Genomic DNA, 22,085 nt, shown 5'->3' on the forward strand with positions numbered 1-22,085 from the left:
TTGCCAAAACAACCGGGGTTTTTCGTATTGTATCTACAGTCAAAATCAGCTCTTGGAATTGCCTGCCAATTCCAGAATGACGCGCGCCCCGATCTCGCCAGAGGGTTGCTCCGTCGCCATGATCGACGCAACTTTATCAAATCCGTCCAGCTGCGCCTGACGTGCCGATCCAGGCCGCATCAACCGTTCAAGGTTGCGTGCAAGCATTCCCGGACGGACAAATTCATTGAAATACTCAGGAACGACCGGTTCGTCGGCGATGATATTTGGCAAGGCAGCGCTCCAGATCGTGATCTTGGGCATCAGAAACTTGCGTGCGAACCAGTCCGCCTTATAGGAAAGCACGCTTGGAATGCGCGATAGAGCCAGCTCCAGCGAAACCGTCCCTGAAGCGGCAAGCGCTGCATCGGCTTTAGAAAAAGCTTTCCACTTTTCCTCATCACCCAGCACAATAAGCGGTTTGACAGCCCAGTCCTTTGAAAGATCGCGAACCATTTCCTCAATGCGTGGCAGTGTCGGCAGAACGACGTCAAGCTTGTCGACCCGGGCAGCTAATTCACCAACAGCCTGCCCGAACGGTTCCATGAGCATCTGGATTTCAGTACGACGAGACCCCGGCAGAACGAGCAATGTTTTCCGGGACTCAACAGTCCGTCGCGCTTCCAGGTTTTTTTGCTCATCCCGTGCCCGCAGTATCGGTTCATAACTGGAAAGGCGATGTCCGACATAAGTGGCACTCGGCCCGCTTAACCGCTGCATGACCTCCACCTCAAATGGAAGAATAGTCAACACATGGTCGAAATAGGCTTTCATCGCCCGTGCGCGTTGCGGCCGCCAGGCCCACACGCTTGGTGCGATATACTTCACGATGGGAATCGATGGATTTGCAGCCCTGATCTTCTTGGCAACGCGATGTGTAAACTCCGGACTGTCAATCAGAAGTACGCAATCCGGTTTCTCAACAATAATGCTTCTAGCGGTCTGGCCAATACGCCGCATTAGACCCGGTAAGTTCTTCAGAATTGCGCCCAGCCCCATAAGCGCAATCTCGTGCGGATCAAAAAAGGACTTCATTCCCCGGGCTGCAAGGTGATCACCACCGACACCGATGATATCAACCAAGCGGTCGGTCTGGCTCCTCAACGCATCGATAAGGTCGGCACCAAGAAGATCACCGGATTCTTCACCGGCCACTATTGCTATTTTCAATGGCCGGCTGGTGGTGTTCACTTCTTGATATCCTTTTTCTCGCGACTGACCGTCTCTATGAAAAGGCCTCTTGCATTGGCCGCCGCGATGGTTTCACCGAAGCCTAGAATGAATGTCCTGCCTGCCTCAACAGCTATTCCTGATAATCCCGCTTTTACGGCATTATCAATCGTAGAAATTCCGATGGTCGGAAGGTCTGCTCTTTCGTCCTGTCGCGGCTTCGCCATCTTGACGAGAACACCGCCACGACGAGGTATGCGGCCAGCTGCACGTAACTCGCGCACACGCTCTATCATTTGATCTGTGCCTTCCGCCCCTTCGAGCGCAACGACACGTCCGCCAACCGCAACAGCACCCTGCCCGACATCCAGATCACCCAGACGAAGCGCAGATTCCATTGCAAGTTCAAGATTATGACGTTCTCTCGCGTCCGGTGCTTTTCGCGTCAAAATTTGAGCAGGTGACGGGGAAAGTAAATCCGGAACAACATCGTGAGCCCCGACAACTTTGAAACCGAAGGATTCCAGCAAGCCGATAAATGCACGTAAAAGAGCATCATCGCCTTGCCCCAGCGCACGTAAAACGTAAGGCACTGCGCGCAGAGTAGGCCAGTCAAACTTCAGATCACTGACATGGGGCCTGCTTGTCACGCCACCAGCGAGGACAACGCGATCCACACCGGCAGCCTTCATGGACCGCACGAGCTTTGCAAACTCTACGATGGAAATTTCCTGATGCTCGTACTTGTAGAGTACCGGATCAGCCTCCCCTCGCAACGGTACGAGGAATGGCTTCTTCTCCGCAGCCTCAAGGGCCTCCGCCACACTGATCGGCAGCAGGCCATTACCGGCGATAATTGCAACGCGTCCCGCATCATCTGCAAGACGCGGTATTTGCTCAATCTTCGCCGCTGTCATGCCCGGCCCCACCATGGACCGCATCGAGCGGAGGTGTACAGTAGGCACGTTTGGTATCGACATTGATGAAGTCGATCATGTCAATGACAGCCGGAGAATCCGGTATCGCAGTCAGAACGTCCTTTGCACGATCCCGAATGGGCTTTGTGCGATCAAACAGCATCCGAACTGCATGACGGAGATTATGAATCTCTTTGCGTTCCATACCGGAACGCTTCATGCCGACGATGTTCAATCCACCGAGATGAGCGTGCACCCCAATCGCCATGCCGTACGGGATAAGATCGCTTACAACCGCAGCCATGCCGCCAACGAAAGCGTGATGTCCAACGCGCACAAACTGATGGATAGCCGCACCACCACCCAGAATAGCGTGATGTCCGATTGTCGTGTGGCCACCAATCATCACATTGTTGGAGAAGGTGACGTAGTCGCCAATGTCACAATCATGTGCCACATGCGCGTAAGCCAGGAACGAACAGTTGTCGCCAACCGAAGTGTAACCACGTGCGCTGTCTGACCCCTTGTGCATGGTCACGCCTTCGCGGATCAGGCAATTTGTGCCAATGTTCAGCTTCGTTGGACCGCCCTTATGCTTGTTGTTCTGCGGATCGCAACCCAGAACGGCATGCGGATAAACCTTTCCACCTGCGCCAAGCGTCGTTGCACCAGTCACCACTACATGACTCATCAATTCCGAATTGTCGCCTATGACGGCGCCAGACTGAATGTGACAGAAGGGGCCGACAGACACACCCTGCCCCAGTTCCACACCCTGCTCAACAAGAGCGGTGGGGTGAATAAATGTTTCTTTCATTGATATGCTCACTGGCTTTCTTCAGCTGTACTGATCATGGCAGCGACTTCAGCTTCCGCAACCTTTACACCATCGACTTCGGCAATGCATTCGTATTTCGAGATATTTGCGCGTTGCTTGATCTTCTTTACGTGAAGCAAAAGTCGATCTCCCGGTATGACCGGGCGACGGAATTTGGCATTATCTATAGTCATGAAATAGACCACGCCAGGGCGCCCGGTTTTGCGCTGAAGCAGAGAAATAGCGCCCGCCGTCTGTGCCATGGCTTCGACAATCAATACGCCCGGCATAATCGGCTTTTCAGGGAAATGTCCGGTGAAATGCGGCTCGTTGATCGTCACATTCTTGATGCCGGTTGCGGAGACGTCGCCGTCAATGTCAACAATCCGGTCGATCAGCAAAAATGGATAGCGATGCGGCAGCACTGCCAGAAGATCCTGGATATCTGCTGCTTCCAGCTTGGTCTGATTTGCATCACTCATCAGAGGATTGCTCCTTTCTCGATTGCCCGATGCTACGTATGTTCGCGATATCTCGGAACCACTGTTTGATAGGCCGAGCTGGAATACCACCCCAGCGCTCGCCATCGGGTATGTCATTCATAACGCCGCTCGCTGCGGCAATCTGCACGCGCGAACCGATAATCAAATGGTCGGCAAGTCCCACACGACCACCCAGCATCGTCTGGTCACCGATGACACAGCTGCCAGAAATGCCGCAATGAGCCGCAACAATACAAAAACGGCCGATTCGCACGTTGTGGGCGATCTGTACGAGGTTATCGATCTTTGTACCTTCGCCAATGACGGTGTCGTTCAACGAACCACGGTCGATCGTCGTATTGGCGCCAATCTCGACATTGTCCTGAATGATGACTCTGCCGAGCTGGGGAACCTTCTCCAAGCCGGCGGGACCTGGGACGTAGCCGAAACCGTCCTGCCCAATCCGCACACCAGGATGAAGAGACACTTGATTGCCGATGAAAGCACACTGAACGGTTACACCGGGGGCAATATAGCTGTTGCGACCTATCTGGCTGCCTTCACCGATAACCGCTGTTGACGCGATCAGCGTACCGCTGCCGACACTTACGCCCCTGCCGATAACTGCGCCGGCCTCGATGGTCGCACCATCCTCGATATGTGCTGTCGGATGAATAATCGCCGCTGAAGAAACACCAGTTTCTCCGAACCAGCTGACCGGTTTGACGGACGCTGGAAACAGCATTCGACCAACGGATGCAAAGTCCCGTTGCGGATTGCGGGTAACCAGTGCAGCTATGTGCGACGGCACGCTATCCACCACAGCCTCGCTACATAGAACGCCCGCGGCATTGATCGATGAGAGACCGTCGGCATTCTTCTTGCCTTCGACGAAAACAAGAGAACCCTCAACAGCATCTTTAAGCGAAGAAAGACGCGCAACAGAACGCGGTGCAAGCTTCGGGTCACGAAGTCTTGCACCGGTAAAATCTGCGATATCGCCAATCGTGAGTTCACGCGAAGGCGCGAAAAAAACAGGATCTGCCATCAAAACACTTTCTTTCCCGGGGTTGTTATACCCCGGGAAAAGGCAAATCTATTAGAACTTGGTCGAAACACCGAAGTTGAAGTTCTGAACCTTGTCGGTATCAGCCTTCGCGATCGGGAACGCATAGTCAAAACGCAGAGGACCGAACGGCGAAGCCCACATCAGGCTTATACCTGCCGAAGCGCGAAGCTTCTTGTCGTCGCCATAGATTGGCGAACCGCCCTGCGAGGAGTCATTACCATAAAGCGTTGCGGCATCAGCAAACAAGGCGCCACGGATACCCAAGCTTTCAGGAACGAGCGGCATCGGGAACTGAACTTCAGCCGTACCGTTGATATAGGTCGTTCCGCCCATCCAGTAGCGCTTGCCGTTCGCGGCATCCTGATATGGACCGATACCATTGAACTTGAAGCCACGGATGATGTCCGAATTGTTCTTGAACAGATCAAAGATGCGGACGCCATCATCACCGAATTCATGGATATAACCACCGCCAATACCCAGCATACCGACGATATCGGCTTCCTGAGAAAGCGTCTTGTAGTAGTTACCCTTGAACGTGGTCTTGATGTACTTGGCATCGCCGCCAAGACCTGCGAACTCCTGCGTGAACTTGCCATAAAGACCGTCATGCGGATTCTTCATGTCGTCGATGGAGTTGTAGGTCAGCGAGTAGCTGATCGACGAACGCAACCACGGACTATGCTCAGCAGCCTCTAGCAAGGCAGGCGCATAGTAGTTGTCAGCGTCCGCACGGAACAGGTCATACTTTTCCTGAACGAGGTTATACGCGAGACCTGCCGAGAAATTGTCCGTGATCGGAAGACCGAAGCGGATCGTTCCACCGGTCTGCTCGACATCGTAATCATCGTTTACGCGATACGTACGACGGAATACATCGAAACCAGCCGAGAGACGATATCCGAGGAAATATGGCTCCGTAAACGACAGGCCATAATTGCGCATATCATCCTGACCGGCACCGGCGCTGATACGGATGTACTGGCCGCGTCCGAGGAAGTTACGCTCGGTAATAGCAGCTTCGACCTGCGCACCCGGCGATTCGCCGCCTGTCGTGTAACCGCCACCGATCGAGAATTCGCCGGTCGACTTTTCAACGACATCAACGACAAGAATAACCTGATCCGGCTCAGAGCCAGGCGCCGTCGAGATATTGACCGTCTGGAAGAAGTCAAGCGCTTCGAGACGACGCTTCGCGCGCTGTACCATGACCTGATTGAAGGCATCGCCTTCGTTCATGTCGAATTCGCGACGAATCACGAAGTCACGCGTCTTGTCGTTACCGCGAATTTCAATGCGCTGAATATAAGCGCGCGGACCTTCGTCAACGCTATAGACGACCGAAATCGTATGGTTCTCGAAATCACGATCGCCACGCGGTTCAACCTTGGCGAAAGCATAACCACTACCGGCAACATTTTCGGTAACTGCGAGAACCGAATCTTCGATTTCCTTGGCGCTGTAAGGCTTACCCGAACGAGTCTTGACCAGATGATCCAGGGCCTGCCCGTCAACGCCATCAACATTGCTCTCGACGCTTACATTGCCGAATGTATAGCGCTGACCTTCATCAACCGTGATGGTGATCGTGTATTCGTTTGTCGACGGATCGAGAACTGCATTCGATGAAATAACGCGGAAATCCGCATAGCCGCGATTGTAATAGAAACGACGGAGCGTTTCCTCGTCAGCCTGAAGACGCCCTTCGTCATATACGTCATTACGCGTCAGCCACGAAAGCGGATTCGAACGTTTGGTCGAAATCACGTCGCGCAAACGACGAGAGCCGAATGCCTGATTGCCAACGAAATCGACATTTGCGATTTTCGTGCGCGAACCTTCGTTGATTTCATAAACGACGTTCACACGCCCCTGACCAAGATCAACAGTACGTGCATTCACGGTCGCATCGCTGCGCCCGATATGCGCATAGGCTCCCTTGATCGCTTCAACGTCAGCTTCCATCGTCGCAGCGTCATAAGGCGAACGCGGCTTGAGCTGAACAGCACGAGTAAGATCAGGATCCTTGATCTTCTTGTTGCCCTGGAAAAGGACGTTATTGACGACGGAACGCTCAGAAACATTCACGACGAGCGTGCTGCCGGACTGATTGATGCGAACATCCGAGAACAGACCCATCGCAAACAGACGCTTCACCGCAGCATCAATATCAGCGCTGGTGAAGGCCTTGCCCGGACGAATGTCGATATTGTCACGGATGGACTGTGCGTCGACGCGTGTATTACCGCGTACCTCGATACGGCTAACGACAGCAGCCTCGGCAACATTGACCGAAGCCAGCGAGAGTGCAGCAGTACCCGAAGCCACAAGAGCCACTGACATGGCGAGCGCAGAAGCGGCGCCAAAGAATTTAGAACTTGCCGTCATAGGCTTTCCGAACCTTCGTTTCTTTCTGTCCCCGGGGCGATTAACCCAGAAAAGCACGTACAGATACAACCGTCATACCCGGTTTTTCCATACAAGCAAGCGTCACGGTTAAATTCTGTTTACTTAAGCAACCAGCGTGGCATCCGCGCCACGCGATTTGAGCGTTATGGTAAACAAATCGCTTAGCTTTTCGAGCAGTCACTCCCAATTTTCACTTCTGTTTAACACCTTCCCCGATCCTCGCCAGAGAAGATGCGCATCATAGCGGTTAGCTGACTGGAACCCTCCAGCCTGCACCGATCCCCAAGATCACCATCTGAGCCAGCCGGAGAGTCATCTAGCAGGCAAACAGGTCGTTGAAAAGTACGAACCCCATGAATCCCATAACAAGTAGGAACCCAACACGATATAAAATTTCCTGCGCCGCAACAGATACCGGGCTACCCTTTATGGCCTCCACCGCATAGAAAACCAGGTGACCGCCATCCAGCGGAGGCAATGGAAACAGGTTCAAAAGCCCGATACCAACCGACAACATTGCCATTAGCTGGATGAGCCAGTCAAAACCCTGACTTGCAGCCTTACCAGCCATATTGGCGATTTTCACCGGACCACCGAGCTGACATTTATCCTCACGCCCGACCGCAAAACGCTGAAAAAACTCTCCTGTGCGGCTGATAATGTAGCCCGTTTCCATGACAGCTTGTCCCACTGATTCGAGGGGACCATATTCAATCCGGCGGAAATTACCGACAGCTTCAGTGGTTTCCACGCCGATGGCGCCAAGCTTGATCTTGTTTCCAAGCGGATCCGTACGCTCGACGATTGCCGGAACGGCCTGCAAATCTACCATCTTGCCATCACGCTCGACAGTGAAGTTCAGCTTGTCCCCGGCCCGTCCGGATACGATGCGCTGCACATCGGAAAAAGTTGTGATCTTTTCGCTCTCAACGCTGATAAAGCGATCCCCGGCTTCAAACCCTGCTTCAGCAGCAGGACTGCCAGGCTGGACGCCAGCTATGAGCGGATCGGAAATCTGACGCCCATAGAGCGCGAAGAAGACACTGAAGATAACGATCGTCAGAATGATATTGAAAGCAGGACCGGCAAAGACGGTCGCCGCACGCTTCCACACAGGCTGGGTATGGAATGCCCTTCGCTGCTCATCTGCGCTCAGGCTTGCATTATCGACGTCAACTGGAGAGCTCGTGGCGCTCTCGTCACCGATGAATTTGACATAGCCACCAAGCGGAATGGCAGAAATCTTCCACCGTGTGCCGTGCTTGTCGGTGAAACCGATCAGCTCAGGCCCGAAGCCGATAGAAAATGCCTGTGAGCCAATGCCGCACCAGCGCGCAACCAGATAGTGGCCCATTTCATGGACAAAGACCACAACGGTCAAAACAAAGAGAAATGGAATGATGGTCCCGACAAGCAGACTTTCGCCACCCAGAAAAAAGGCCAACGCCTCCTGCAAATCACTACTCCTTACACAACGCTAGTGGGCTTCCGAAGAACCGAATGCGTTTTGAGCAATCCCACAAACTCATCCGTCGCACCCTTAGAAACTGAAGAATATAGCGGACGGCACGTCTGGCTCTGCAAAAATTGCACCAAACAGGTACAAAAGTGCGGCAGCAGCGACAAGCCCGTCCACGCGATCCAGAACACCGCCATGCCCCGGCAAAAGACGGCCAGAGTCCTTTGCGCCGAACTGGCGCTTCACCCATGATTCTGCAAGGTCGCCAATCTGCGAAACGACAGACAGCAGCAATGCGAGTAGCGGTACCAGCCAGCTGCCGGGAGCAGCCACCAGTGAGGCAACCAGAATGCCACCGGCTACCGCAGCCGCGGCGCCACCGATGGCGCCTGACCATGTCTTGTTCGGTGAAAAGCGCGGTGCCAGTTTCGGCCCGCCCAGTGCCCGGCCATTGAAGTAGGCCGCGATATCCGTGGACCAGACAACTGCGAAAAGGAAAACAATCGCAGTAAAACCAAAGGGCTCATCGCCGCGCAGGAGTGAAAGCGAAACGGCGGAGAAACCTGCATAGAAAAGCCCCGCCGCTGGCCAGCCGCGCCCTGTCCGCCATTGCGTGGCCAGAAGAATTAGGGTGCCCACCAACAGAACGCCAATCGTCAGCAAAGCGCTCCGGTCCATAACAAGCAGAACGCTTGTGAGCACCAGCCATGCCCAGCCGAACACACGCGAGAACACTGTCTGCTTCGGTGCGGTCAGGCTCGTCCACTCGTGGAACATGGCCAATCCGATTGCAATCGAAAACAGTGTGAAACCCAAACCGCCGACCCACGTCAGCCACAAGGCGGCTGCACCGAGGACAATGGCAGTAATGATGCGGGTTTGCAGATTGGACATTGAGACCTTTCGACGGACTGGCTTACGCCATATTAGAGCATTTTCAGTCGTCCCAACTCTCGGGAACCACCTTAGACTGCCGCCCCCTTGGTCGAAGGGCATGCGATTTCTTCTTCACGGTCTTCCAGTCCGGCACGCACTTCAACGCCGCCAAACCGACGCTCGCGCTGGCGAAAAGCCTCATAGGCTGCATCAAGATCGGACGCGCGGAAATCAGGCCAATGAATGGGCAGGAACAAAAACTCGGAATACGCCGCTTGCCAGAGCAGGAAATTCGACAGGCGCATTTCCCCGCTCGTACGGATAATAAGATCGGGATCGGGTATCCCGGCTGTATCGAGATTTGCGGAAACCAGTTCACTGGAAATGGAAGCAGGATCAAGCAGTCCGGCAGCAACATCACGCGCCAGACTTCGAACGGCACGGACGATCTCGTCGCGGGAACCGTAATTGAAAGCTATAATCAGGTTGAGGCCTGTATTGCGACGCGTAAGCGTTTCCGCTTCGACTAATAGCGCACGTATATCGGCGGCAAGTTCCTCGCGCTCGCCGATAATACTGACACGCACATTATTGCGGTGCAGCTCAGCAAGATCGCGTCGGATGAAAATCTTCAGCAACCCCAGAAGATCGTTCACCTCTCCGCTGGGGCGGGACCAGTTTTCTGAAGAGAACGCAAACAATGTAAGGTAGCCGAGGCCACGATCCCCGGCCGCCCGTACAATCTCACGAAGAGCTTCCACGCCTGCCCGGTGCCCGGCGCTGCGCGGCAAATTGCGCGCCTTCGCCCAACGGCCATTGCCATCCATGATAATGGCGATGTGGCGCGGATCGGACATGGCGAAGCTCTCCCTCAATGAAAACCATGCAGGTACTAGACCTGCATGATCTCCCCTTCTTTCACTGCAACGACCTTATCCATCTCCGCGATGGTTTCGTCCGTCAGCTTCTGCACTTTTTCAGACAGAACGCGGCCATCATCCTGACTGATGAGGCTGTCCTTCTCCAGCTTTTTCAGCGTGTCCATACCGTCACGACGAACATGACGGGCAGCGATACGACCCTGCTCAGCATACTGGTGCGCGATCTTGACCAGTTCCTTGCGGCGCTGTTCGTTCAATTCCGGCAGCGGAATGCGCAGCGTCGTGCCATCGGTGATGGGATTGAGACCGAGGCCGGAATCGCGAATTGCGCGTTCCACAGCGCCCACCATGCTCTTGTCCCAGACGGAAACCGAAAGCATACGCGATTCGGGAACAGTGATATTGGCAACCTGATTGATCGGCATGGTCGAGCCATAGGCCTCGATCACGATCGGCTCCAGCAAGCTTGCTGAAGCGCGGCCCGTGCGCAGACCGTTAAGGTCGTGCTTCAAAGAGTTGATAGCGCCTTCCATGCGGCGTTTCAGGTCGTTGATGTCGAAAGCATCACTCATGCATTTTCTCCTTCGATACGCAGCAAAGGTCGATCAATTATCGGAAACGATCGTGCAGCGTCCCTTGCCTTGCAGAATTTCGGCCAAGCCGCCGTTTTCATGGATGGAATAGACTATTATCGGAATGTTGTTCTCACGCGCAAGGGCAACAGCGGCTGTATCCATGACTGCAAGCCCGCGATCGAGAACTTCTTTGTGGGTCAAACTGTCAAAACGCGTCGCGTTCGGGTCCTTCTTCGGATCGGCAGAATAGATTCCGTCAACCTGCGTGCCCTTCAAAAGCGCATCCGCTTCGATTTCCGCAGCACGAAGAGCTGCTGCCGAATCCGTCGTGAAGAAAGGATTTCCGGTGCCACCAGCAAAGATCACGACCTTGCCCTCATCCATGTAAGCCGTAGCCTGTCTCTGCGAGAAGCTCTCACAGATTTCAGGCATGGCTATGGCCGAGAGCACGACAGAATCGACGCCGATCTTGTGCAGGGAAGTACGCAGCGCCAGCGAATTGATGACCGTGGCCAACATACCCATGTGATCGCCCGTGACGCGATCTCCGCCCTTGGAGGCCACAGCGACACCGCGAAAAATATTGCCGCCGCCGATCACGACGCCAACTTCAACACCAAGCGATCGTGCCTGCTTGATATCGTTTGCAATACGGTCTGCAACGGAAACATCAATGCCAAAGCCCTGACTGCCCATCAATGCCTCGCCCGAGGCTTTCAAAAGGACGCGTTTGTAGGCGGGCTTACCGGACATTGGATGCTCTCCGCAGATTGTGATCAAGTGGTTGTGTTTGGGTTCCGATACACGAAGGGCACCGCGTTGTCACGCGATGCCCTTCATAATCAAAAGCCTTTTCAGGCAATCAGCGCATTCCGAAAAGTGGAAACCGGTTTTCGGAACAAAATGCGCTGAAAAAACGGAGCCACTTAGCCCTTGGCAGCAGCAGCTACTTCAGCAGCAAAGTCGGTTTCTTCCTTCTCGATGCCTTCGCCGAGAGCAACACGGACAAAGCCGGTGATCTTGGCCGGTGCACCGATGGTCTTTTCAGCTTCCTTGAGGGCAGCTGCAACCGTCAGGTCAGGATTGATGACGAAAGCCTGCGAAAGAAGAACAACTTCTTCGTAGAACTTGCGCATACGGCCTTCGATCATCTTTTCGATGATGTTGTCCGGCTTGCCGGATTCACGGGCCTGCTCGATGAAAATCGCCTTTTCGCGCTCGGCAGCAGCCGGGTCAACGTCCTCGGCGGTGAGAGCCAGCGGGTTGATTGCAGCAACGTGCATGGCAACCTGACGACCAAATGCATTTGCAGCTTCTGCATCGCCAGCGGTTTCGATTGCTACGAGAACGCCGAGCTTGCCGAGGCCATCAGCAACGCCGTTGTGAATGTAGGTCGCGACAACGCCCTGCGGGACGGTCAGCGCAGCCGAACGGCGGAAGCCAATGTTTTCACCGATGGTGGCAACAGCGTCCTTTGCCGTTTCGGTAACGGTCTTGCCGTCAACGTTGGCGTTGGCCACAGCTTCGGTCGAACCGTCGGTCGACAGAGCAGCCTGGGCGATCTTGCGGACCAGATCCTGGAAAGCATCGTTGCGGGCAACGAAGTCGGTCTCGGAATTGACTTCAACGACAACAGCCTTGTTGCCGGAAGCTGCAACGCCAACCAGACCTTCGGCAGCCGTACGGCCAGCCTTCTTGTCAGCCTTTGCAATGCCCTTGGCACGCAGCCAGTCAACGGCAGCTTCGATATCGCCATTGGTTTCAGCAAGTGCTGTTTTGCAGTCCATCATGCCGGCGCCGGTGAGGTCGCGGAGTTCTTTGACGAGAGATGCGGAAATGCTCATGATATCGCCTTTCATGAAAGCGAAGGCACACCGGATGGGTGTGCCAACTTTTAACCGGCGCTTGGTTTCTGGATCGCGATCACCCTGAGCATTGCACTTCAGGAATCACAATCCCGCACCGGGATGAAACGAGATTATCCACCCGCCCTATCGCAGATATGACGGATGGATGAAATCATACGCTGATTAAGCGCCTTCAGCCGGAGCTTCGAGGGCTGGCTCAACCGGAGCTTCAGCCTGCGCGCCAACGTCGATGCCCATTGCGCCCTGCTGACGAGCAATGCCGTCGAGAGCAGCGCGAGCAATCAGATCGCAATAGAGAGCGATAGCGCGTGCAGCGTCGTCGTTACCCGGAATCGGGTAGTCGATCTGGTCTGGATCGCAGTTCGAGTCGATCACTGCGACAACCGGGATACCAAGACGCTTGGCTTCCTGAATAGCAATCGCTTCCTTGTTGGTGTCGATGATGAACATCAGGTCCGGAACCGAACCCATGTCCTTGATGCCACCGAGGGCGCGGTCAAGCTTTTCACGCTCACGCTCAAGGTTCAGGCGTTCCTTCTTGGTGAAGCCCTGAGCTTCGCCAGCCAGAAGTTCGTCGAGCTTGCGCAGACGCTGGATCGAGTTGGAGATCGTCTTCCAGTTGGTCATCATGCCGCCGAGCCAGCGTGCATTGACATAATACTGTGCCGAACGGTTGGCAGCATCGGCAATGATGTCCGAAGCCTGACGCTTCGTGCCGACGAACAGAACGCGACCGCCACGAGCAACCGTGTCCGAAACGATCTTCAGCGCATTGTGCAGCAGAGGAACGGTCTGGGACAGATCGAGAATGTGGATGTTGTTACGGTCACCATAGATGTATGGTGCCATTTTCGGGTTCCAGCGATGGGTCTGGTGGCCGAAGTGAACACCAGCTTCCAGAAGCTGGCGCATGCTGAAATCAGGCAATGCCATCTTTATTTTCCTTTTCCGGTTTAACCTCCACGGGCTGAGGCGATTTCTCGCCACCGGAGGTTTTTGCCGGATTTCTCCCGACAAAAGCCCAATCCCGTGTGTGGAATAGGCGCGCTGTTAACTGATCACGCCGTAAATTGCAAGTCGTCTACACAATATAGCATCGAACAGGCGAACAAACACGCCAATCGGCGTGCTTATTTGCAGGTCGCGGTCTGTTTTGCCGCGTCATAGACATCAAGCTTCACAAGCTTCCCGCGCATGGAGAAATCTCCATAGTCCATAGTGAGGTCGCGGGTGATGCCATTGCGATAGAGCTTGAAATTAATGCGGTAGATCGGCAGGCCGTCCTGCTTTTCCTTGTCATCGAAATAGGCAATCGTCACCGGCCAGACCTGATCCTTGGAAAATTTACCCATGACCTTGGTCTCATCATCCGGCAGAGACTGCTCCTTGCCGACGACAACGGTGGTAGCAACCACCCGGTCGGCATCTTCGGACGCGTCGAAAAGCGACGTCTGGTAAAATTTCTGCCCGGCTTCCGCCTTGCCGATCAGCTCTTCCATATGTCCGGTCGGAAATTGCGTTCCCTTGAGGTCAAGCTTGTTTTCCTTCGGCTTGTTCAGTTCAACGACTGTCTTGCCGCCCTCGAGTTTCGCGTCACCACGCACTTCCTTGACCAGTTCCTTGTCCACGAAGGTCTTGTTGACGAAACGGAAGTTCTTTCCGTCTGCACCTTCGAAAGTCGTCGTCTGCTGGTCGGTCACACGCTGCGGCTGTTCTTCCATATCGATCCGCGTCACGAAACGGAAATTGGTGGTGTAGCCTTCACACGCAGATCCGTTGAACTCGTAGACCATACGACCGGTCAAACCACTGATCCCCGATTTTTCATCGGCACGATCCAGGGTCAGATCATAGACTGCGCGATGTGGAACCAACGTTACCGTCGAGGCCGCATGAGCGACGCCAGCGAATCCAGCCCATACACAAGCAGCCGTTCCACTCGCCGCAACCGCACTCTTGAAAAAACGCATACATGAATCTCCCGATGAGTTGACGAGCATGATAAAAAAACTCGTGGCGGAAGCGAGGCAAAAAACGCACCCTTCCCAAAAGCTTCACCGATTCTGCCTATAGGTAGATCGCGAAGTACCTTTGCAAGCAAGGATTAATACAATGACCGACACGATCGACAGCCGCCTCAAAAATCTGGGTATATCTATCCCGGAGGCCGCAGCACCCGCCGCAAACTACGTTCCTTTTGCGCAAAGCGGTTCTCTGCTTCTCACATCTGGCCAGCTTCCGCTGGAAGGCGGCAAGCTTGTGCACACGGGGCAGATTGGTGATGAGCTGACGGTTGCGCACGGACAAGCGGCTGCACGCGCCTGTGCTGTCAACATCCTTGCCCAGGCAAAGGCTGCTCTTGGTGACCTTGGCCGCATCAAGCGGATTGTGAAGATTACCGCCTTCGTGGCTTCCACACCTGATTTCGTGGAACAGCACCTTGTGGCCAATGGCGCCTCCGATCTCCTCGTGGCGGTTCTCGGCGACGCTGGCAAACATGCCCGCTCGGCTGTTGGTGTTGCGAGCCTACCCCTCAATGCACCTGTTGAAATAGAAGCGATCATCGAGGTTGCCTGACATGACTTCCATCGACTGGATCAAGAAGCGTCCTGTTGCTCATCGCGGATTGCACGATCTCAACAAAGAGCGCTGGGAAAACACTCTTTCAGCGTTCGAGGCAGCAGCAAAGGCGGGTTTCGCTATCGAATGCGATGTGCATCTCACAATTGACGGCGGCGTTGTGGTCTTTCATGACGATGAACTGAAGCGCCTTGCCGGTCGCGAAGGCTACATCAGCGATCTGACACTGAAGGAAGCCACCGCACTGAAGATTGGCGGCACCGCCGATCATGTGCCGACGCTTCGTCAAATGCTTGATCTGGTCGATGGTCGCGTTCCCCTCGTTATCGAGTTGAAGGGTATCGAAGGTAAAGATGACGGTCTCGTTGCCGCCGTTGCCAAAGAACTGGCGTCCTATAAGGGCGAAGCCGCGATCATGTCTTTCGATCACCACCTGATCCGCCGTTTTGCGGCAGATGCACCGGGAATTCCTGGCGGTCTGACAGCCGAAGGTACACGCAGGGAAGACTATGAAAGACATTTCTCCATGCTGGCGCATGGCATCTCCTTCGTCTCCTATAATGTGCATCACCTGCCCAACCCGTTCGTCACCTTTGTTCGCGAGAAGTTACAAATGCCGGTGATCAGCTGGACAGTGCGGGATCGGGAAATGCAGAAACATAGCGATCTCAATGTCGACCAGATCACGTTCGAAGGCTTTGATCCACGCGCCCTCGTAGCTTGACGACAACACGCCGAACACCGCAAAATATGCGCGATAACGGCAAAGGAATAGCGGTGAACGACGAAGATCCGCAGAATGAGCAAAGCTTTGTTCTCCGTGTCGTTGAGAATATCAGCGAATTCACGGCAGACGAATGGAACAGTCTTGTCGGGGCTTCCCGGCAGGACGCGCATTACAATCCCTTCATTACTCGCAACTTCCTGCTGGCTCTGGAAGAATCAGGCTCGGTTTCACGAAAAGCGGGCTGGCTTCCGCGCCATTTGCGCCTTGAAGATGATCAAGGCCGCCTCATCGGAGCCGTGCCGAACTATCTCAAGGGGCATAGTCAGGGAGAATATGTCTTCGACCATGGATGGGCTGATGCTTTCGAGCGCGCCGGTGGTCGATACTATCCAAAATTTCAGGCCGCAGTGCCGTTTACACCGGCTACCGGTCCGCGCCTCCTCAATCACATTGCCTATGAAAGCGAAACCGTTCGACTGGCGCTGGCTGGCGGACTGCGGGAACTGGCTGATCAATCCGGCGTCTCATCAGCGCATGTCACATTTGCACTGCCAGATGAGATCACCGCGCTTGAGCGCGCAGGGTTTCTTCATCGCACGGATCAGCAGTTTCACTTTAAAAACAATGGCTTTAAAAGCTACGATGATTTTCTGAATGAGCTGGTATCTCGGAAACGCAAGGCGTTAAAGAAAGAACGACGTGAAGCCTTGTCGGATGGCATCGAAATCGACTGGTTGACCGGCAGCGACCTCACGGAATCAGTCTGGGACGACTTCTTCGCGTTTTATACGGATACCGGTAGCCGCAAATGGGGACGGCCCTATCTGAACAGGCAGTTCTTTTCGCGGATCGGCGAAACCATGGCGGAAGACATTCTGCTCGTCATGGCCAAACGCAACGGACATTACATTGCCGGCGCGATCAACTTCATCGGTGGTGATACACTTTTCGGCCGTCATTGGGGCTGCATCGAAGATCACCCATACCTGCATTTCGAGGTTTGCTATCATCAGGCAATCGATTTTGCGATTGATCGAAAGCTCAGCGTCGTGGAAGCTGGAGCACAGGGCGAGCACAAAATCGCCCGCGGTTATGTGCCGGTAACAACCCATTCAGCGCATTATATTGCCCATGAAGGCTTTCGGAACGCCGTACGGGACTATCTCGATCATGAACGTCGCGAAGTCGAACAAATTCAGGACGCCCTGGAAGAACACTCGCCATTCAGGGATGCGCTCTGATTGCTTGTTTTGACGCGCATCTCATCCGAAAGCCGCTTCACACCTTTCGGGATGCGCTCGCTCTATCCACCTTGCCTAACGCGACTTGATACGGTCTGATCCTGTCAAACATTTTCGCATTGGAGAGAATCACATGTCCGCCACCTATGACGACAACAATATCTTCGCCAAAATTCTGCGCGGCGAAATCCCGTCCACCCGTGTTTACGAAACCGATGACGTCGTTGCTTTCATGGATGCGATGCCGCAAGGCACGGGCCACACGCTGGTTGTGCCAAAGACTGCTTCCCGCAATCTGCTCGATGCCAAGCCGGAAACCCTCGCGAATGTTGTTCAAGTGGTGCAGAAAATCGCGCAGGCAGTGAAGAAGGCATTCAATGCCGATGGCGTAACCGTCATGCAGTTCAACGAACCGGCATCCGGCCAGACCGTCTATCATCTGCACTTTCATGTGATCCCGCGCTTTGAAGGCGTGGCGCTCAAGCCCCATACCGGACAGATGGAAGACGCGGCGGTTCTTTCCGCAAACGCTGAAAAGATTCGTGCAGCGCTCTGATAAGACTCACACTTTCAAAGTGTAAGCAGGCCGATTACCAGCAGGATTTCCGCAACGAGCACGCCGACGAGCAATCGCTTACCGGTAATGAGAAAGGCGGCAAATCCTGCCGCGGCGGAACCAGCGCGGAGCCAGAGCGGCGAATTGGCCAGTTCTCCATTAGGATAGAGAATAAGCTGCGCGATAACGCCTGCAACCAGCGCAGTTGCGACGCAGCGCACGAAAACGAGAACTTCTGAATCCTCCCGCACGCGCCCACCAACCAGCACCCCCATCAGCCGAAACAGATAGGTTGGAAGCGCTCCAGCCAGGAGGATAAACAGAAACGGCCACCACCAGGTCGAAAAGCTGTCCCAATTCATTCAGTTGCCCCCACCGATACGCGGCGCATCCGGTGAAAACCGAACGCTATCAGCCCACCGAGAACCCCCGTGATCAGCAGGTCATATCCAGGAGTCAGATGATGAAATATGGGGAATAGAACGATCCCGGAAATCATTGCGGCCTGCCCTGCCCTTTCTCTGGCTGAACGCCAGAGCGACGTCAGAAAATACATCGGCGTCAGCATGAAAAGTGCCGCGAAAACAATTGGCGGAAAAGACGTCGATAACGAATAGACGATAGCAACGACAATCGCATTGGTTCCCACCAGAACCATACCGATCCCCGCAAAATAGCTCGTCCGCATATCACGCGGGATCTTGCGCAGCTCCTCCATGGCCATGACCCAGGCGGTGACGGCAACGAAATGACACAGAGCAGCGAGCGTCAGTTTTCGCGTTTTCGGTCCCTGCAACTCGGGAAGCAGCGCGACCACCATTGGCATCAAACGCACGGACGAAAGTCCCACTGCGAGAGCCGCGGCAGGCAAAGCCACACCTGCACTGATCGCTCCGATCAGAACGACCTTTGCCGGAAGCGCCCAGATGGTCAGAGTCATAAAGACGGCTTGAACAACGGTGATGCCGCTTTCAATTGCCAGTCCCGCAAAACCGATAAACGAACTCATCAACAATAGAGCTGGAATGCTGCAAATGCGTGTGCAGCCGCGCAAGAACCATCGCAGGTGACGATGGTCTTCTGAATTTTGCTCAGGATAATCGGAATGAATCGGTGGCATGGAGTCACGTTAGAGCAAGGTCCGAGCAAGTTGCACCCGGTTTTTACCGCTCAGATCGGAAAAACTCAGTTTTCCTTCACACCAACCTCATGTTCACAACAAAACGGCCCTCAGAGAGGGCCGTTCCGCTTGCTTGTTACTTCTTACGTGGCACTTTTGGCACCGAAGATTTGGCCGCCGAGGACTTCGAGGAAGATTTCGGCGCCGGTTCGTCCTTGCCCGCCAGCACCTTCTCCTTCTCTGCCTTCTTCGGCGCAGCCTTCTTGCGTTGCAGCTGCTTCTTCTCAGCCGGAATGTCCTTCTTCGGACTTACCGGCTTATCAGCCACGCTTTCCAGCGAAAGATCGGTCTTGCCGTCCGGTTTCGTCACGACGTCCACACGGACCGTGCCACCATGCTTGAGTTTTCCGAAGAGCACCTCATCAGCCAATGGCTTCTTGATGTGTTCCTGGATAACCCGGGCAAGCGGACGTGCGCCCATGCGCTCGTCGTAACCCTTGTCAGCAAGCCAGGCGATTGCGCCTTCGGTCAGTTCGAAGGTCACGCCGCGCTCAGCAAGCTGAGCTTCAAGCTGAAGCACAAACTTCTGCACAACCTGATGAATGACGGGAACCGGCAACGGACCGAACGGAATGATCGCATCCAGTCGGTTACGGAACTCAGGCGTGAACAAGCGGTTGATCGCTTCCATGTCATCGCCTTCGCGACGCGTGGAACCGAAGCCGATTGCTGCCTTCGCCATATCCGACGCACCGGCATTGGTGGTCATGATCAGGATCACATTGCGGAAGTCGATCTTCTTGCCGTTGTGATCGGTCAGCGAGCCATGATCCATTACCTGCAACAAGATGTTGAACAGATCGGGGTGTGCCTTCTCGATCTCATCAAGCAGCAGCACGCAATGCGGATGCTGATCGACGCCATCGGTCAGGAGTCCGCCCTGATCGAAGCCAACATAGCCGGGAGGCGCACCGATGAGCCGCGATACGGTGTGGCGCTCCATATATTCCGACATATCGAAACGCAGGAGTTCCACGCCCAACGAACTTGCCAGCTGTTTGGCGACTTCCGTCTTGCCGACGCCGGTCGGGCCGGAGAACAGGTACGAGCCGATTGGCTTGTCCGGTTCGCGCAATCCCGCACGGGCGAGCTTGATCGACGCTGACAGCGCTTCGATGGCCAGATCCTGACCGTAAACGACACGCTTCAGTTCAGCATCCAGATGCGAGAGAACCTGTTCATCATCCTTCGATACCGACTTCGGCGGAATACGGGCCATCGTTGCGATTGTCGCTTCGATTTCCTTCACGCCGATGGTCTTCTTGCGCTTGTTCTCAGGCAATAGCATCTGGCTGGCACCTGTTTCGTCAATCACATCAATTGCCTTGTCTGGCAATTTGCGATCCGAAATATAACGCGCAGAAAGTTCCACTGCCGTCTTGATGGCATCGACCGTGTACTTGACCTTATGGAAATCCTCGAAATAGGGCTTCAGCCCCTTCATGATTTCAATCGCATCCGGGATCGAAGGCTCATTGACATCTATCTTCTGGAAGCGACGCACCAAGGCACGGTCTTTCTCGAAGAACTGACGATATTCCTTATAGGTCGTCGATCCGATGCAGCGGATAGCACCCGATGAAAGCGCCGGTTTCAACAGGTTCGATGCATCCATCGCGCCGCCCGAAGTGGCGCCAGCCCCGATGACTGTATGAATCTCGTCGATGAACAGAACCGCACCCGGATACTCTTCGAGCTCCTTGACGACCTGCTTCAGACGCTCTTCGAAGTCACCGCGATAGCGGGTGCCAGCCAGAAGTGTGCCCATGTCGAGCGAGAATATCGTCGCATCGGCAAGCGCTTCAGGCACCTGTCCTTCAACGATCCGCTTGGCAAGACCTTCGGCAATCGCAGTCTTGCCGACGCCGGGATCTCCCACATAAAGCGGGTTGTTCTTCGAACGACGGCAGAGTACCTGAATGGTGCGGCTGATTTCGCTGTCACGACCGATCAGCGGATCGATACGCCCGGCCTTGGCCTTCTCATTCAGATTGACGCAATAGGCAGACAGGGCGTCCTGCTTCTTCTTGGCGCTTTCCTCCTGTTCTGTGCTGGTGCGTTCTTCACTTGCGCTCTCTGCGCCGCGCGGCGGGCGAGTTTCGCTGTTCTGCGGGCGCTTGGAGATGCCATGCGAAATATAGTTCACGGCATCATAACGTGTCATCTGCTGCTCCTGGAGGAAATAGGCAGCATGACTTTCCCGTTCCGCAAAAATGGCAACCAGCACGTTGGCACCGGTTACTTCCTCACGGTTCGAGGATTGCACATGAATGACCGCGCGCTGAATGACGCGCTGGAAAGCGGCAGTTGGCTTGGAATCTTCGTCATAACCCGTGACGAGATTATCAAGTTCGCGATCAATATAGTCGGTAACGATACGTTTGAGATGCTCAAGGTCGACGCTGCAGGCACGCATCACTGCGCCCGCATCCTGATCGTCGATCAAGGCAAGCAAAAGATGTTCGAGCGTCGCATATTCGTGATGCCGCTCGTTTGCAATTGTGAGGGCTTGATGCAGGGCCCTTTCAAGGCTTGGGGAGAACGATGGCATATGACCTCACTTTTTCTCCATCACGCATTGCAGCGGATGCTGGTTTTGGCGGGCGAAATCCATGACCTGGCTAACTTTGGTTTCGGCGACTTCGTATGTAAATACGCCGCACTCGCCGACCCCGTGATTGTGAACATGCAGCATGATGCGCGTGGCATCATCCTGGTTCTTCTGGAAAAACCGCTGCAGGACATGAACGACGAACTCCATGGGTGTGTAGTCGTCATTGAGGAGCAGGACACGATAGAGGCTGGGCTTCTTGGTTTTCGGCTGTGTACGCGTAACTACAACGGTGCCGTTTTCCGGACCATTTCCGCCGTCAGTCTTGCTTTGCATGACTATATCGAGATGCCTCATGAAACCTATTACCCGGATGCCCATCTGCCTGACCCAACTTGCCCTATTATGTAGGTCGTCATGTGGTGATTTTAAGCCCTTCATTGGCACTTGCAACCGGGACTTATTGCAATAACGAGGCTTGACACAGTTATATGATGTCGTCCGAACGATAGGTCATGACAAAACAGCTCTATGTAAAATAGCCGGAGCACTTCGCTGCCAAATAATATAGGTACTAATAATTGGACCTAATAAACTCGACCCTATAAAAAGCGGAACACAAATTGCGGTTTCACGAATACGAAAAAAGTACTAATTTTCTCACATAATCAAAACATTAATAAATGCA

Annotated in this window: 22 protein-coding genes; 4 read left to right on the forward strand and 18 right to left on the reverse strand. The window is 54.4% G+C overall.

Translation table 11 applies throughout. The features are described from left to right. Positions 1-45: 45 nt before the first annotated feature. The 14 genes from lpxB to eipB form a co-directional block, all read right to left on the reverse strand. On the reverse strand, positions 46-1,230 hold the full coding sequence (gene lpxB, locus AC1RHM_RS01940) for a lipid-A-disaccharide synthase (protein WP_029376091.1): 1,185 nt from the start codon (positions 1,228-1,230) through the stop codon (positions 46-48). Next, positions 1,227-2,126, reverse strand: a complete 900-nt coding sequence (locus tag AC1RHM_RS01945) for an LpxI family protein (protein ID WP_010659987.1) — start codon at positions 2,124-2,126, stop codon at positions 1,227-1,229. The genes lpxB and AC1RHM_RS01945 overlap by 4 nt, the downstream gene beginning before the upstream one ends. Beyond that, a complete protein-coding gene (gene lpxA / locus AC1RHM_RS01950) occupies positions 2,107-2,943 on the reverse strand; it encodes an acyl-ACP--UDP-N-acetylglucosamine O-acyltransferase (protein WP_010659986.1) in 837 nt (278 codons plus the stop codon). The genes AC1RHM_RS01945 and lpxA overlap by 20 nt, the downstream gene beginning before the upstream one ends. 8 nt (positions 2,944-2,951) lie before the next feature. Beyond that, positions 2,952-3,425: a 3-hydroxyacyl-ACP dehydratase FabZ gene (gene fabZ / locus AC1RHM_RS01955; protein ID WP_010659985.1), complete on the reverse strand. Its 474-nt coding sequence runs from the start codon at positions 3,423-3,425 to the stop codon at positions 2,952-2,954. Further along, entirely contained in the window at positions 3,418-4,473 is a 1,056-nt protein-coding gene (gene lpxD / locus AC1RHM_RS01960) for a UDP-3-O-(3-hydroxymyristoyl)glucosamine N-acyltransferase (RefSeq protein WP_010659984.1), read from the reverse strand. Before lpxD ends, fabZ begins: the two co-directional genes overlap by 8 nt. Positions 4,474-4,524: 51 nt before the next feature. Next, positions 4,525-6,882 (reverse strand): outer membrane protein assembly factor BamA, encoded by a 2,358-nt coding sequence (gene bamA, locus AC1RHM_RS01965; RefSeq protein WP_010659983.1) that lies wholly within the window; start codon positions 6,880-6,882, stop codon positions 4,525-4,527. A 337-nt stretch (positions 6,883-7,219) separates the two neighbouring features. Further along, positions 7,220-8,359, reverse strand: coding sequence for an RIP metalloprotease RseP (gene rseP / locus AC1RHM_RS01970; RefSeq protein ID WP_010659982.1), 1,140 nt, complete (start codon positions 8,357-8,359; stop codon positions 7,220-7,222). 84 nt (positions 8,360-8,443) lie between these two features. After that, positions 8,444-9,256, reverse strand: coding sequence for a phosphatidate cytidylyltransferase (locus AC1RHM_RS01975; protein WP_010659981.1), 813 nt, complete (start codon positions 9,254-9,256; stop codon positions 8,444-8,446). Positions 9,257-9,327: 71 nt separating this feature from the next. Next, the gene (locus tag AC1RHM_RS01980) at positions 9,328-10,095 is read right to left on the reverse strand and encodes an isoprenyl transferase (protein ID WP_010659980.1); all 768 of its coding nucleotides are present in this window, start codon (positions 10,093-10,095) and stop codon (positions 9,328-9,330) included. A gap of 35 nt (positions 10,096-10,130) precedes the next feature. Beyond that, positions 10,131-10,691: a ribosome recycling factor gene (gene frr, locus AC1RHM_RS01985; RefSeq protein WP_010659979.1), complete on the reverse strand. Its 561-nt coding sequence runs from the start codon at positions 10,689-10,691 to the stop codon at positions 10,131-10,133. 33 nt (positions 10,692-10,724) lie between these two features. Continuing rightward, positions 10,725-11,447, reverse strand: coding sequence for a UMP kinase (gene pyrH, locus AC1RHM_RS01990; RefSeq protein WP_010659978.1), 723 nt, complete (start codon positions 11,445-11,447; stop codon positions 10,725-10,727). 173 nt (positions 11,448-11,620) lie between these two features. Further along, positions 11,621-12,538, reverse strand: a complete 918-nt coding sequence (tsf, locus tag AC1RHM_RS01995; RefSeq protein ID WP_036578226.1) for a translation elongation factor Ts — start codon at positions 12,536-12,538, stop codon at positions 11,621-11,623. A gap of 186 nt (positions 12,539-12,724) precedes the next feature. Continuing rightward, positions 12,725-13,495, reverse strand: a complete 771-nt coding sequence (gene rpsB, locus AC1RHM_RS02000; RefSeq protein WP_010659976.1) for a 30S ribosomal protein S2 — start codon at positions 13,493-13,495, stop codon at positions 12,725-12,727. Between the two features lie 197 nt (positions 13,496-13,692). After that, the gene (gene eipB / locus AC1RHM_RS02005) at positions 13,693-14,532 is read right to left on the reverse strand and encodes a cell envelope integrity protein EipB (protein ID WP_010659975.1); all 840 of its coding nucleotides are present in this window, start codon (positions 14,530-14,532) and stop codon (positions 13,693-13,695) included. Between the two features lie 142 nt (positions 14,533-14,674). Here eipB and AC1RHM_RS02010 point away from each other — a divergent pair, with 142 nt between their 5' ends. From AC1RHM_RS02010 to AC1RHM_RS02025, 4 genes are all read left to right on the forward strand, one after another. Continuing rightward, the gene (locus tag AC1RHM_RS02010; RefSeq protein ID WP_006471616.1) at positions 14,675-15,139 is read left to right on the forward strand and encodes a RidA family protein; all 465 of its coding nucleotides are present in this window, start codon (positions 14,675-14,677) and stop codon (positions 15,137-15,139) included. 1 nt (position 15,140) lies between these two features. Then, positions 15,141-15,866: a glycerophosphodiester phosphodiesterase gene (locus AC1RHM_RS02015; protein WP_010659974.1), complete on the forward strand. Its 726-nt coding sequence runs from the start codon at positions 15,141-15,143 to the stop codon at positions 15,864-15,866. Positions 15,867-15,919: 53 nt separating this feature from the next. Next, complete coding sequence (locus AC1RHM_RS02020) at positions 15,920-17,110, forward strand: GNAT family N-acetyltransferase (protein WP_010659973.1); 1,191 nt, start codon at positions 15,920-15,922, stop codon at positions 17,108-17,110. A gap of 133 nt (positions 17,111-17,243) precedes the next feature. Beyond that, complete coding sequence (locus AC1RHM_RS02025) at positions 17,244-17,666, forward strand: HIT family protein (RefSeq protein WP_010659972.1); 423 nt, start codon at positions 17,244-17,246, stop codon at positions 17,664-17,666. Between the two features lie 14 nt (positions 17,667-17,680). On the opposite strand, the gene AC1RHM_RS02030 is transcribed toward AC1RHM_RS02025, so the two are convergent. The 4 genes from AC1RHM_RS02030 to clpS form a co-directional block, all read right to left on the reverse strand. Next, the gene (locus AC1RHM_RS02030; protein WP_010659971.1) at positions 17,681-18,028 is read right to left on the reverse strand and encodes an AzlD domain-containing protein; all 348 of its coding nucleotides are present in this window, start codon (positions 18,026-18,028) and stop codon (positions 17,681-17,683) included. Beyond that, positions 18,025-18,675: an AzlC family ABC transporter permease gene (locus AC1RHM_RS02035; RefSeq protein WP_010659970.1), complete on the reverse strand. Its 651-nt coding sequence runs from the start codon at positions 18,673-18,675 to the stop codon at positions 18,025-18,027. Before AC1RHM_RS02035 ends, AC1RHM_RS02030 begins: the two co-directional genes overlap by 4 nt. A 247-nt stretch (positions 18,676-18,922) precedes the next feature. Then, positions 18,923-21,397, reverse strand: coding sequence for an ATP-dependent Clp protease ATP-binding subunit ClpA (gene clpA, locus AC1RHM_RS02040; protein WP_010659969.1), 2,475 nt, complete (start codon positions 21,395-21,397; stop codon positions 18,923-18,925). Between the two features lie 6 nt (positions 21,398-21,403). Next, positions 21,404-21,733, reverse strand: a complete 330-nt coding sequence (clpS, locus tag AC1RHM_RS02045) for an ATP-dependent Clp protease adapter ClpS (protein ID WP_061346484.1) — start codon at positions 21,731-21,733, stop codon at positions 21,404-21,406. Positions 21,734-22,085 lie beyond the last annotated feature (352 nt).

This window comes from Brucella sp. GW823-FHT04E01 (assembly GCF_058796175.1).